This is a genomic window from Ruegeria sp. AP11, from assembly GCF_056535865.1.
Genome location: NZ_JBQFJB010000001.1, coordinates 679,399 through 691,384, shown reverse-complemented (window position 1 = coordinate 691,384; position 11,986 = coordinate 679,399). Strand labels below are relative to the sequence as shown.

Below are 11,986 nucleotides of genomic sequence, written 5' to 3'. Positions count from 1 at the left end.
AGAAAAAGCCCGCAGGATTGCGGGCTGTTTTATGAAGGGTGATCTGGGTTGGTCAGATCACGTCGGCCATGACCAGTCGCACAATGTCTTCGCGGCGCAGACCGCGAGCGTCCAGCTCTGCGTCGGACAGGGACCACAGCGCCTGAATCTTGCGGACTTTTACACGCGCGGTGCCAATTTCTGTGATGGCCTGTAGAATGCCCCTGGCAATATCAGTGGTCGCTTCAAAGGCTGAGTGCAGGGAAAAAATTTGCGTTGCTGAAGATCGCATATATCCGGGTCCCGCTGATCGCTGAATTTCGGCAATCTGCCTATCGCAACCCCGGTAATGTGGCCATAGCACCCAGGACATAGCGGCCGTGCAGCGAGTGCAATTCAGGGCATAAGAACCGCGACTTTCCCTTAAAATTAAGGGCAGAGCCGACGCCCTGCCCAAATGCTGCGTCAATTTGCCTGCCGTTGCTTCAGACCATCGCAAAAATCCGCGCCGGCCCGCCCGAGCCGCCACGATGGGCAGGGGCCCCAACGACCAGCGTGGCTCCGCTGGCGGGGACTTTGTCGAGATTGGCCAGATTCTCGATGCCATAGCGGTTGGTGGGCAGCCACGCGTAATGGGTTGCAAAATCTGCTGATGGCCCGTGATCCAGAGACAGAGAATCCACGGCCAGCGCAACAGCGCCGGTTTCATCCATCAGCATCTGCGCAGCTTCGACGTGGAAACCGGGGAAGTGCATCTTACCCTCATCATCGGCATTGCGGAAACCGGTTGTGGCCGTCTTTGCCCCCCATCCGGAATGCATCGCCACACAAGCGCCATCAGGTATCGGCCCGTTGGCATCAATCCATGCCTTCAGATCATCCGGGGTGACCTGAGCATCCGCATCCTCAGCCGCCCGAGCGGCGATATCGACCACACAAAGCGGGCAGACAAGGTTGGATACCGGAATCTCGTCAACCGACTGGCCGTCAGCTGAAAAGTGCAGTGGTGCATCGATATGCGTGCCGGTATGTTCGTTGACCACAAGATTGAACAGGTTAAAGCCGTGATCCTTGAAGTTGAAGGCCTGTGTGGCCTCGATTCCGGGTTGTCCGAAATAGGTTGGGAAATCAGCGTCATAGATATGGGTCATGTCCACGACCTCACCAGCGCCTGCCGCCAAAGCAGGGGGGGTACTGGCCACCCCAAGCGCCGCGCCGGCCGCGACCGACGCCCCGGCCTTGAAGAAGGATCGCCGGGACATCATTCGGTCTTTCACGGCATTCATCACGCAAATATCGCACATGTTAGCTCTCCTTTTAATGGCGCTGATCTTTGGATAGTGCCCCGTGCACCGGGCAAAGTACAATTATAGCTGCACATGCAGACGATAGCGCGCCCCGGTTCTGGTGGCGCTCACATATCCGTTAGAGCGGTGTTGTGTTTTAAAAACCGAACGGTTGGTCGAAAATATACTTGAATACCGGGCCGGACCGGGCCAGTCTTTGTCGCGAATGAAACTCGGGTGGAGAGGTCAGGCGCATGTCCCAAGCGATCGGCTATGAGAAAATCGATGATATCGTGGTGCTGGCCGCGCAAAACCCGCCGGTAAATGCGCTGGGGGTTGAGGTGCGTCGTGGCATTCTGGCCGGGATCGAACGTGCCGAGGCCGAGGGTGCGCGCGCTGTGTTGATCTATGGCGACGGACGAACCTATTTCGCGGGTGCCGACATCCGGGAATTTGGCAAACCCCCGCAGGACCCGTGGCTGCCTGCGTTGTGCAACCGTATCGAGGCCTCGCCTTTGCTGGTGGTTTCAGCCCTGCACGGCACCGCGCTGGGTGGCGGGCTCGAGGTGGCGCTGTCCTGCCATTACCGGATCGCGGTGCCTTCGGCGAAGGTCGGGCTGCCCGAGGTCAATCTGGGTATCCTGCCGGGTGCCGGTGGGACCCAGCGATTGCCGCGCTTGACCGGAGCAGAAGCCGCATTGGACATGATCACGACCGGGCGGCACGTACAGGCCCGCGAAGCGTTGGAACTGGGAGTGCTGGATCGTGTGGAAGAGGGCGAGCCGCGCGAAATTGGGCTGGCCTATGTGCGCGAACTGCTCGCCGGCAACGCGCCACGTCGTGCGGTCTGTGATATGCCCGCGCCCGTCCCGGTCGATTTTGACGCGACCTATGATGCGGTGCTGAAGAAAGGGCGGGGTCAGCTTTCGCCTGCGGTTGCCGTGCGCGCGGTTCAGGCGGCCTGCGAGGCCGAAGATTTTGCGACAGGTCTGGCGCGCGAACGCGAATTGTTCATGGACCTTATGGCCTCGGATCAGCGCAAAGGGCTGATCCACGCCTTCTTCGCCAAACGCGCGGTGTCGAAGCTCCCCGAACTGGAAGGGATCGCACCGCGCGCGCTGCAGCAGGTCGGTGTCGTTGGCGGCGGCACAATGGGTGCAGGCATAGCGTCTGCTGCATTGCTTTCAGGTCTGTCGGTGGTCCTGCTCGAAATGTCGTCAGACGCGACCGATGCAGCCAGAGACAGGATTGCTGCAAATCTGAAAGGTGCTGTGAAACGCGGGAAACTGAGCCCCGAAGGTCATGACGACATCCTGCAAAACAGGCTGACGCTTTCATCAGACTACGCGGTGCTGGGCACTTCTGATCTAGTGATCGAAGCCGTTTTTGAGGACATGGATGTCAAGAAACAGGTCTTCACGCAGCTGGATGCGGTCTGTAAGGCGGGGACGGTTCTGGCGACCAATACCTCATATCTCGATATCAATGAGATCGCGGCATCCACCAGTCGGCCCGAAGATGTGATCGGGTTACACTTTTTCTCGCCCGCTCATGTCATGAAGCTGCTTGAAATCGTCGTGGCGGATCGGACAGCGCCGGATGTGGTGGCAACCGGGTTCGCATTGGGCAAACGTCTGGGCAAAGTCTCGGTCCGGGCTGGTGTGTGTGACGGGTTCATTGGCAACCGGATCCTCAGCGCTTATCGCTCTTGTGCGGATCACATGGTGCTGGACGGTGCGTCCCCGTATCAGATCGACAGGGCGATGACGGGGTTCGGATTCCCGATGGGGCCGTTTGCGGTGTCCGATCTGGCCGGGTTGGATATTGGATGGGCTTCACGCAAGCGCAAACGCGCTGCGGGAATGGACCCGCGCGCGCGCGACAGTTTCTATGCAGACAAGCTTTGCGAGGCAGGGCATTTCGGCCAGAAGACGGGCAAAGGTTTCTACGTCTATGAGCAGGGGCAGCGCGGCGGAGTTCCGAACCCCGAGGTGATGCCGCTGATCGAAGCGGACCGGGCAGCGCAGGGGCTGACGGCGCGCAGCTTTTCGGATGCTGAGATCGTGCGGCGCTATATGACCGCGATGGTGAATGAAGCGGCGCGCGTGGTTGGTGAAGGCATCGCGCTTCGGCCGCTGGATGTGGATGTCACCCTGCTCTATGGTTATGGTTTTCCGCGCTATTGGGGTGGCCCGCTGAAATGGGCGGACCTGCAGGGGCTGCCGACCGTATTGAGCGATATCCGCAAATGGTCCGAAGAGGATGCCTATTTCTGGCAACCCGCGCCGTTGCTTGAGCAACTGGTCGCCGAGGGCCTCAGCTTTGATGATCTGAACAAATCGGGTTGATCGCATCAACCGGAATGCTCCCGCGCCCGCGCAGCATTGGCTACGCCAATACCGCTTGCGGCCTTGAGCCCGGCATCGCGCTTTGCGCGATGCCGGGCTCAACAGGAGGAGGCGTTCCGTCAGGAACGTCGACGACTGGCGGGAGTACCAGTGATCAGCCAAGCGCGCTTTCGGCAGCTGCGCGCACGGCGCGAATGTTGTCGCCATAGACAGATGGGTTGCTCACTGATCCACCCTTGAACACGGCAGACCCGGCAACCAGGACATCGGCGCCAGCTGCCGCGACCAGAGGTGCGGTTGTCGGATCAACGCCGCCGTCAATCTCAATATGTACCGGACGATCGCCGATCATCTCGCGCAGGCGGCGCACTTTGGCTGTCATATCGATGAATTTCTGGCCGCCGAAGCCCGGGTTCACCGTCATGACGCAAACCAAGTCGGTCAGGTCCAGCAGATGTTCAATTGCTTCGGCCGGAGTGCCCGGGTTCAGCGCCACACCCGCCTTCATACCTGCACCTCGAATGACCTGCAGGGTGCGGTGCGTGTGTGGGCCAGCCTCGACATGGGCGGTCAGGATATCGGCGCCCGCATCGGCATAGGCCTGAATATAAGGATCGACCGGAGCGATCATCAGGTGCACATCCATCACCGTCTTCACGTGCGGACGAAACGCCTTGACCGCGGGCGGGCCGAAAGTGAGGTTCGGCACGAAATGCCCGTCCATCACATCGACATGGACCCAATCTGCGCCTTGCGCTTCAATGGCCTGAATTTCCTGCCCGAAATTGGCGAAATCGGCAGAGAGGATGGAGGGTGCGATCTTGATGGAGCGGTCAAAGCGCATGGCGGGCCTCGTGTGGGATCTGGGTTGCGAGCGCATATAACCGCCTTGGGCTTTGAAGGGTAGTCCCATTGGCCGCGAATTATGGGGTGCGAGGGTGCTGGGCGTTGGGAGGTGATTTTGAGTATTTTTAAAAAGATGAAGTGCCGGGATTTGTTTTTGGCCCCGGTTTACTGTCCCAAGCGATAGCGGTGCAGCAGATGAAACCGGCCATCGGTGGCCTCACCGACCAGGGACAGATCACGGATTTCCAATGATGCTGGAAGCGTAGGTCCGAGCCGCGTCTTCAGCAGGCTGTGGACTGCGCGCAGAGTAGTTTTGTCAAGCTTACCGCTCAGGGTGATGTGAAAGCGGAAGCCGTCCATCACATGCGGATAACCCCATAGGGTGAGGTTGGCCTCTTGCTCGGGCGTCAGTCTGGCGGTGCGGCGACGGGTCAGTTCAACCTCGGACAATGGGGCACGGAACCTGTCCAGATCGCGCACGCAGGCAGCGGCCAGCGCGTTGACGGGGGCGGTGTCACCATCTGAAACCAGCGCCAGAAACCGGCCCAGCGGAGTGACCTGTAACCCTGACAAAATCACTGGCTGCTGTTTTTGCGCAAGTTCTGCACACGCGGTTTTCAAGGTTGCGAGAGTTTGCCCATCGCGCAGGCGAAATGGCGGCTTCAGGGTGGCGTGCAGCCCGTATTTGCGAGGCGTGTCCGTAGCGGCTGCGACATTGATGCCAGGGAGCTCTGGATGCGGAACCGGCTGGCCCGTGCCCACGTCCCAACCCAGCCACGCAGTGCAGAACCGAACCCAATCAGCCTCGGGCGGGGGCAGGAAATAGATTGCGTAACGCGTGAACTCCATCCTGGTGTCTCCGTGCAACACAGCGCCCGATCAGGCCCGGTAGAACAGATACCGGTCCGGAGCGATGGTTTCTGGCCCCCCGATCTGATCGAATCCTACAAGGGGCTGACCCGAGATCAACAACCCTCCGGGGCGCATAACCTGCGCGATCAGAGGGCTGAGGCGCGCCGCCTCGGCCACGTCTTCGGTCTTGATGCCGCGCCCGAAATCGTAATGCGCCAGTGCGATCGTGCGACCTTGTGTGGCCAGTTCCGCCAGCATCGGTTCCGCCTCGCCTTGCAGGAAGTCTGCGGCTGGTGGTGTGCTGTCCGGATGGCATTGCAGAACCCGGTCCATCACCCAGATTCGGCGTTCGGGCAGGATTTCCCGCAGGTGATCATAGGTGCGCCCATTGCCCAGCCCCATGTCGAGCACGTCGCCTTCTGTGCCCTCGATCTGCGCGGCGGCCCAATTCAGCCCGTCACGTTGGGCTGTCAGGCGGCGCAGCATGGAATCAAGTCTGCTCATTCGGGCTTTCCTTTTGTCATTGGTTCATGCGCAGCAGTCCAGGGTACGCCCGGCCCATCAAGCAATCGTTGCAGCAGCTCCTGCGTAAAGATCCAGACGTCTTGATCATGGACCAGATGGTGCGTCAACATCCCAAACGGTTCCGTGTTATCCGCACGCCCTTCGCGCCGATCCCGCAAAAGCGCCACTGTTTGCGCGATCAAACGCGCGGGATCGACCAGACCGCGCGTGCCGTGCCAATCTATCGGGTCCAGATGAGTGTTCACTTGTTCCAGATTAGGAGCCGCCAGCAAGGTTTTGCGCGCTGTTGCGGTGGACAGGATACGATAGCCCAACGCGGGCAGATGCGCGGCAATTTCCGGGGCGATCCGGTTCCATGGTGGGACCAACATCGGGCATAGCTGTGCGCCGAATATATCACGCAATCGGGTCAGACCCGCCTCAGCATCAGCCACAACAGCGTCTGTTGGGCGGTGAAGGCGGAACTCGGCTTTCTTTTCAGCCGTTGGCGCATAGTTCCGATGCGCCCAGCCGTGCACGACCGGGATCAATTCGGGATGCGCGCGGACGTATTCCGCAAGTTCGGTCTGTGCGCCCTTCGGGATCACGGCCAGATGGACTGGCAATCCAAGCGACTTTGACAAGGCGCTCAGGGTTTCGAGCTGCGGCGTGATATCAACCGCGTCGTCGTCTCGCCACCAGAGCGGCAAGGACAGACCCGCTGCCAGCCAAAGCTCCAGTTCCGTTTGCAGAGGCTTCCAGTCGGGTGTCATCCTTTGGCTTTCCTCAAGCGGGTTGCGATCTCGACGGTCTGGTGGGCGCCATCGAAACCATCTGTCAGCGCGTTGCGCTTTGGTCCGGATAAGACGCGGGTCAACGCATCGGCAAGGGACTGGCCATTCAGATTGTCGCTTTTCAGGACCGCAATCCCGTCAAGCCGGGCAAGACTGTCTGCGCGCAAGCTCTGTTCCACCTCATTGCCGTCATCGAAGGGGACCAGAACCGAAGGGGTGCCGCTCTGTAACAGATCCATCGCCGTGTTATAGCCGCACATGCTGACCGATGCGGCCGCCAGCGGCAGCATTTGGCGAAAGTCGGGCCGGACGGGTTCGATGGTAATCGGGGCTTCTTTGGCCAATTCCGACAATTCGGCAATGCGCGACGGGGCATCTTGCCCCCCCACCAACAGGCGCCAGCGCCTGTTGGGCATCTTTCGGGCGGCCTCGATGGCCGCTCGAAAGATCGGCTGCCCGACCGAACCGCCACCCGTGCTCACCATAATCTCACCCCGCCCCACACCATCTGGATGAGGGAGCGGAGCTGGTGAGGCAACAAAGCCCGTATAGTGCAATCGTGAAGCCAACTGATCCGAGACCGGCCAGCTGACCTCAAGCTTTGCGATATCTGGATCGGAATGAACAAGCACGCCGTCGTAATACTGCGCGATGACTTCATCCGCACGCTCGGCCTTTGCAGGCTTGGATGGCGGTGCGAGTATGTCGCGGACCGAGCTTAGTATGACCGGTGGGATCGGCAAAGACTGTGCCACCTCCAGCGCCGCGAGGAATTCAGCCGCAAGCGAGCGGCGGCCAAAGGGATAGAGTTCGGTGATGAAGACCTCGGGCCGAAAACTGCGCAGCGCTTCGGTCAGCGCGGTGAGGCGTGCGGCCAGATAGTCCGGGCCTGCCTCCTCTCCGCCTTGGGTCAGCAATCTTGTGAAATTGGTGCCGTCCGACCGCAGCGGAGGCAGCCCCAGAACGGCCATCCCTTCGGTGCTCAGTTGCGGGGCAGGCATACCGCCCGAGACGACAAATACCTCGTGGCCCTGTTGCACGAAGGCGCGGCTCAGTGTCAGCGCACGGCTGAGATGTCCGGTCCCCAGCAGATGGGTGACCGAGATCATCACCCTCATGGGCCGACCTCGCGCGGGATCAACCGGATTGGCTCGGCCTCGGCCTGCATGGTGTTGAGGTCGACGACATAAAACCTGTTCCGCTTGATCTTGAACGGGGCTGGCCCCGCGAAATCCCAACCCCAGGCCTTGGCAAGGATCACCCGCATGATGCCGATGTGACAGACGGCCAGCGTGTCACCGTTGAGTGTTGCCAGCCAGGGTTCGATACGCGTCCAAATCTCGGCCGGGCTCTCTCCGCCGGGTGGGCGGAAGCCCCAGCCCCAGTCTTCGATATGCCGGTAGCCACTGTCCGGTATCTGGATCAGGTCCACACCGCGCTTTCCTTCCCAGTCTCCCCAGTTCATCTCGATCAGGGCATCAGAGGCCTGCGGCGCGCGCCCCGAAACCAGCTGCGCAGTTTCCGCCGCGCGCGCCAGGGGGCTGGACCAGACCGAGGCGGAATCCCACGGGGCAGGCAGGCTGTAACCCGACAGCTCGGCGCGCGCCTCGTCATCCAGCGGGATGTCGCTGCGTCCTTGAATGCGGCCTGCGCGGTTCCAGTCGGTGTGTCCGTGACGCAATAAGGCCAAACGGGTCATGTGCGATCCTCCAACAGCGGTCTGACGGCAGACCAGAATGTATCGGTTGCAGCGGGCAGCAGGTGGCGCGCGGCGACATAGCGGCGGGCGCGTTCGCCCTCGGCCCGGCGTAATTCCGGATCTTTCAGATATGTCTGAATGTGGGTCGCCAGACCAGCCGCTCCGACATCAACACTTGGATAGTCAGAGGGCAGCAGAACGTCGACCACACCAGGGCGATCCTGGGCCACGACCGGCACACCGCTGGCCTGCGCTTCGAGATAGACCATGCCATAGGCCTCGTTGAAACCGGGCCAGATCAACAGTGAGGCACGCTCATAGACCTGCTGCAACTCTGCACGGTCAAGCTGTCCGAGATATCGGACACGACCCGCAAATGGCGTCATGAGCGCCTCGACTTGCGATCTCGCGGGACCGTCACCGACGATATCCAGCGTCCAGTCCCCGGTCAGATGCGCCAGCGTTTCCGCCAGAATGGTGTACGAGGTCAGCTTGTCCCCTTCGCGCATCATTCCCACGGTCAGCATCGGACCATCCAGCGTCGACGCGCCCGGCAACGTAGTGACCGGCAGGAAAGGGGGCAGTTCCACCAGCTGCTGCTCGGCGTATCGCTCACGTTCCAGCGTGATCAGGTCGTTTGCCGTGTGGTAGAATATGACCCGCGCCGCGTCACAGGCCGCATGGGCGCTGCGAGCGAAGCGATCCCAAGGCCCGTTCAGCCGACTTGTCGCGCGGGTGCTTTCAAGCTGGACGTAAGGAATACCGCGCGCACGGCTGACGACTGGCCCCAAAAGATCGGGGGCTTTGTAATAGTTGTGATAGGTCGCCCACAGGTTCGTTTCAGCGGGCAAATCACGAATCAAACGGTCAGCCTCAGCCTGTGCCTCAGTCTCAAGCGCTTTCTGCACCTGCCGGTCACCGGTTTTGTCATAGACCCGAAGCCGCGAGGCGAGTTCGACCCGATCCCCCTGCACCCCGATGGCCTTCATCAGGTTCCGCGCCATTTCACGATCGCCCGAAGGTGTGGGGCTGTCGGGGGATTTCATCGGTGCGTAGAAAGCAACCCGAACCATCAGGCCCGATCCGTGCACAGGGCGTTCAGCCGGTCGGACAGGCGGCGGATGCCGGGGTCCATCTGGAACTCTGCAATCAACCGCTCATATGCGGCCCCTGCCATGCGGGCCGCTGTATCGGGGTGTTCGGCCAGATCGACAATGGCGCGGGCCAGAGCGGTGGGCTCATCGTTGGACAAGGTGCCATGGACGCCACTCTCGATGAACTCCGGTATGGCCGAGATTGGCGTGGATAGAATCGCCAGGTGCTGCGAAGCAGCTTCCATCAACACATTGGGCAACCCGTCCCGGTCGCCGTCTTCGGCGATACGGCTGGGCAGGACAAACAGATCAGCCTGCTGCATTTCGGATATCACCTCGGGCTGATTGCAGGCCCCTTTCCAACTGATCCGATGGGTCAGCCCTGCCGCATCGGCCTGCGCCTCCAACCTCTGGCCGAGTGTGCCGCCGCCGATATGGGTCCAGTGCCAGTCCAGTGTCACAGGCAAAAGCGCAAACGCGTCGAGCAGCCGGTCAAAGCCTTTCTTTTCGACCAGACGACCGACAGAGAGCATTCGGAACGGCGCCCCGACTTTCCGCGGCTTGCGTTCTGGCGGTGCGGGAAAGCGCGACAGGTCCAGCCCGTGATAGATCAAGTCGATCCGGGCCGGGTCATCGGCGAGTGAACGCAGATGATCGGCCCCGATGGCAGTGCAGGTCGCGCCGAAAGCCGCGCCATTCGTGGCGGCCTGCAGCTTTTCGCGTTTTTCCCACTCCGGCGAGGTCCAGATGTCCTTGGCATGGGCCGAAAAGCTCCAGGGCAGGCCGCGCATGATCGCGGCGTAACGTGCCACCGATGAGGGCGTATGCATGAAATGCGCATAAAGCACCTGAGTCTGCTTAGGCAGCTCGGCAGCCAGAACGCAGGCCTGACCAAAGCGGCGGATGCGATTATGCGTGGGGTCGCGGCGCAGGTCTTGCCGCCAGACCTGATAGGCCCGTTCATAGCCGGGCAGGCGCTGGGCACGCAGACGGGCGGCTTGCAGCCGTTGCGGCTCGTCATACAGGTATTCCGGCAGGTAATGCACCTGACCCTGAAACCTGTCGTGCAACGGGTGACGTTTGGTGTCGGTGGGGTGACGCAGCGACCAGATGTCGAACTGATGACCGGCCTCCTGCAGCGCCACCAGCTCTTGCGCGATGAACGTCTCGGACAGGCGCGGCCAGCCTTTGACCAGCACCGCAAGCTTGGGCGATTGGGTGGTCATCCGGTGGCGCGCTCTTGTTCCGTTCCCAGCAGGGCGTCCACACGGTGGGTGACGTAGTTAAGACCGTCCAGCAATCCGGCGCGCATGGCTTGCGAGGGCAGCGGTTGGCCCGGCAACTTGCGGATCGCACGGATCATCGCGTCAGCAGTCAGCCCGTCCCGGTTTTCGTCCAGCATCCGCACCAGCCCCAGATCCTCGGCACGCGAGGCACGTATCCATTGCTCAAGCCGGGGGGTCGTGCGGGGCACGATGACAGCGCGTTTGTCGAATGAAAGAACCTCGCAAAACGTATTGTAACCACCCATGCAAACGACACCGGCGGCACCGGCAAACAGGGTTTCGATTTGGGATTCGAAGCCGACAGCCTTAACGCGACCATTCAGTGCCGCGACGCGGGTTTCAAATTCTTCCCGCAGTTCACCGGACAGGAACGGACCATAAACCAAAACCGCGCGTGGCGACAATTCCGGGTCTTTTTCGTAGGCCGACAGGACAAGATTGACCATCGCCTTGCCATCACCACCGCCGCCGGGCGTGATCAGGATATAGGGTTGTTCAGGAGGCTCGCCCACCGGACCCAGATCGCGCCGCAGGTAGCCGGTCCAGTGAATGCGCTGCTGCGCAGAAGCGCTGAGCGGCAGACCCTGTGTCGGATCATAGATCGAGCGCAGGCCATAGACCCAGATCTCGTCATAGAACCGCTCGGTCGCGGCGATGGCATCCTTGCGGTGCCATTCGGCGGCCAGCACTTCGGGCTCATCCAGAACGTCGCGCAAACCCAGTACCATTTTGGTAGTTCTGGTGCGTTCGAGGTGTTCCAGGGTCGGCAGCAACTCTCCGCGAAAGCCGGTGGGTTCCTTGTCGACGATCAGCACGTCGGGGTTGAATTGCTCAACTGCGGTCTGGATCAGGCTCGAGCGCAGATCGGTGACTTCCTCGATCCCCATTCCGATGGTCCGCGCTGCATAAGAACCATCGGCGCGCTTGGTGACCCCGGGCAGGCGCACATGGTCAACGCGGCGTGGAAAAGTGAAGCGTCCTGCCACGGGCGAGCCGGTCAAAATCAGGGCCGAAGCTGTAGGGTCAGCCTGCGTTATCGCGGCAGCCAGAGCGCGCGACCGGCGCAAATGGCCCAGACCGAACGTGTCGTGGCTGTAAAGCAAGATGCGCGGCGCGCGGCTGTGTGTTTCGTCTGCTGTTCCTAGGCTCATGCCTTCGCCTGTTTCGGGTTCCGGTGCAACTCCGCGCGTTTGCACCTGTTATCGTATATGTTCTGTGCCCGCTTGCCAAAGGGGCAGGCTGCGCCGTGCAAATGTTGCAAACATTGCGAATTGGCAACAGGTTTTTTGTCGGCCGAT

Annotated in this window: 12 protein-coding genes; 1 reads left to right on the top strand and 11 read right to left on the bottom strand. The window is 61.1% G+C overall.

The genetic code is table 11. The features are described 5' to 3' along the window. Window positions 1-52: 52 nt before the first annotated feature. Window positions 53-271, bottom strand: coding sequence for a DUF1127 domain-containing protein (locus ACR3E4_RS03500; RefSeq protein ID WP_480534023.1), 219 nt, complete (start codon window positions 269-271; stop codon window positions 53-55). 193 nt (window positions 272-464) lie between these two features. After that, window positions 465-1,283, bottom strand: a complete 819-nt coding sequence (locus tag ACR3E4_RS03495; protein ID WP_480534021.1) for a cyclase family protein — start codon at window positions 1,281-1,283, stop codon at window positions 465-467. Between the two features lie 236 nt (window positions 1,284-1,519). On the opposite strand from ACR3E4_RS03495, the gene ACR3E4_RS03490 reads away from it, so the two are divergent. After that, complete coding sequence (locus ACR3E4_RS03490) at window positions 1,520-3,613, top strand: 3-hydroxyacyl-CoA dehydrogenase NAD-binding domain-containing protein (RefSeq protein WP_480534019.1); 2,094 nt, start codon at window positions 1,520-1,522, stop codon at window positions 3,611-3,613. A gap of 154 nt (window positions 3,614-3,767) precedes the next feature. Here the strand turns inward: ACR3E4_RS03490 and rpe are convergent, their stop codons facing one another. The 9 genes from rpe to ACR3E4_RS03445 form a co-directional block, all read right to left on the bottom strand. Further along, window positions 3,768-4,457, bottom strand: coding sequence for a ribulose-phosphate 3-epimerase (gene rpe, locus ACR3E4_RS03485; protein WP_480534017.1), 690 nt, complete (start codon window positions 4,455-4,457; stop codon window positions 3,768-3,770). Between the two features lie 167 nt (window positions 4,458-4,624). Next, complete coding sequence (locus ACR3E4_RS03480; protein ID WP_480534015.1) at window positions 4,625-5,308, bottom strand: DUF1045 domain-containing protein; 684 nt, start codon at window positions 5,306-5,308, stop codon at window positions 4,625-4,627. A gap of 30 nt (window positions 5,309-5,338) precedes the next feature. Beyond that, window positions 5,339-5,815 carry a class I SAM-dependent methyltransferase gene (locus tag ACR3E4_RS03475; RefSeq protein ID WP_480534013.1) on the bottom strand — a complete coding sequence of 159 codons (477 nt, stop codon included), beginning with the start codon at window positions 5,813-5,815 and terminating at the stop codon, window positions 5,339-5,341. Further along, window positions 5,812-6,588: a polysaccharide deacetylase family protein gene (locus ACR3E4_RS03470; RefSeq protein ID WP_480534011.1), complete on the bottom strand. Its 777-nt coding sequence runs from the start codon at window positions 6,586-6,588 to the stop codon at window positions 5,812-5,814. Before ACR3E4_RS03470 ends, ACR3E4_RS03475 begins: the two co-directional genes overlap by 4 nt. Then, window positions 6,585-7,727: a glycosyltransferase family protein gene (locus ACR3E4_RS03465; RefSeq protein WP_480534009.1), complete on the bottom strand. Its 1,143-nt coding sequence runs from the start codon at window positions 7,725-7,727 to the stop codon at window positions 6,585-6,587. Before ACR3E4_RS03465 ends, ACR3E4_RS03470 begins: the two co-directional genes overlap by 4 nt. Next, window positions 7,724-8,308 carry a histidine phosphatase family protein gene (locus ACR3E4_RS03460; RefSeq protein ID WP_480534007.1) on the bottom strand — a complete coding sequence of 195 codons (585 nt, stop codon included), beginning with the start codon at window positions 8,306-8,308 and terminating at the stop codon, window positions 7,724-7,726. The genes ACR3E4_RS03465 and ACR3E4_RS03460 overlap by 4 nt, the downstream gene beginning before the upstream one ends. Beyond that, a complete protein-coding gene (locus ACR3E4_RS03455) occupies window positions 8,305-9,381 on the bottom strand; it encodes a glycosyltransferase family 4 protein (RefSeq protein WP_480534005.1) in 1,077 nt (358 codons plus the stop codon). Before ACR3E4_RS03455 ends, ACR3E4_RS03460 begins: the two co-directional genes overlap by 4 nt. After that, a complete protein-coding gene (locus ACR3E4_RS03450; RefSeq protein WP_480534003.1) occupies window positions 9,381-10,628 on the bottom strand; it encodes a glycosyltransferase family 4 protein in 1,248 nt (415 codons plus the stop codon). Before ACR3E4_RS03450 ends, ACR3E4_RS03455 begins: the two co-directional genes overlap by 1 nt. After that, complete coding sequence (locus tag ACR3E4_RS03445; protein WP_480534001.1) at window positions 10,625-11,839, bottom strand: glycosyltransferase family protein; 1,215 nt, start codon at window positions 11,837-11,839, stop codon at window positions 10,625-10,627. Before ACR3E4_RS03445 ends, ACR3E4_RS03450 begins: the two co-directional genes overlap by 4 nt. Window positions 11,840-11,986: the final 147 nt, after the last annotated feature.

What these genes read in the sequence shown, in the direction of transcription:
- ACR3E4_RS03455 (WP_480534005.1), bottom strand. Translation starts at nt 9,381, where the DNA reads ATGGTTCGGGTTGCTTTCTACGCACCGATGAAATCCCCCGACAGCCCC.
- ACR3E4_RS03445 (WP_480534001.1), bottom strand. Translation starts at nt 11,839, where the DNA reads ATGAGCCTAGGAACAGCAGACGAAACACACAGCCGCGCGCCGCGCATC.
- ACR3E4_RS03480 (WP_480534015.1), bottom strand. Translation starts at nt 5,308, where the DNA reads ATGGAGTTCACGCGTTACGCAATCTATTTCCTGCCCCCGCCCGAGGCT.
- ACR3E4_RS03450 (WP_480534003.1), bottom strand. Translation starts at nt 10,628, where the DNA reads ATGACCACCCAATCGCCCAAGCTTGCGGTGCTGGTCAAAGGCTGGCCG.
- ACR3E4_RS03490 (WP_480534019.1), top strand. Translation starts at nt 1,520, where the DNA reads ATGTCCCAAGCGATCGGCTATGAGAAAATCGATGATATCGTGGTGCTG.
- ACR3E4_RS03470 (WP_480534011.1), bottom strand. Translation starts at nt 6,588, where the DNA reads ATGACACCCGACTGGAAGCCTCTGCAAACGGAACTGGAGCTTTGGCTG.
- ACR3E4_RS03465 (WP_480534009.1), bottom strand. Translation starts at nt 7,727, where the DNA reads ATGAGGGTGATGATCTCGGTCACCCATCTGCTGGGGACCGGACATCTC.
- rpe (WP_480534017.1), bottom strand. Translation starts at nt 4,457, where the DNA reads ATGCGCTTTGACCGCTCCATCAAGATCGCACCCTCCATCCTCTCTGCC.
- ACR3E4_RS03460 (WP_480534007.1), bottom strand. Translation starts at nt 8,308, where the DNA reads ATGACCCGTTTGGCCTTATTGCGTCACGGACACACCGACTGGAACCGC.
- ACR3E4_RS03500 (WP_480534023.1), bottom strand. Translation starts at nt 271, where the DNA reads ATGCGATCTTCAGCAACGCAAATTTTTTCCCTGCACTCAGCCTTTGAA.
- ACR3E4_RS03495 (WP_480534021.1), bottom strand. Translation starts at nt 1,283, where the DNA reads ATGTGCGATATTTGCGTGATGAATGCCGTGAAAGACCGAATGATGTCC.
- ACR3E4_RS03475 (WP_480534013.1), bottom strand. Translation starts at nt 5,815, where the DNA reads ATGAGCAGACTTGATTCCATGCTGCGCCGCCTGACAGCCCAACGTGAC.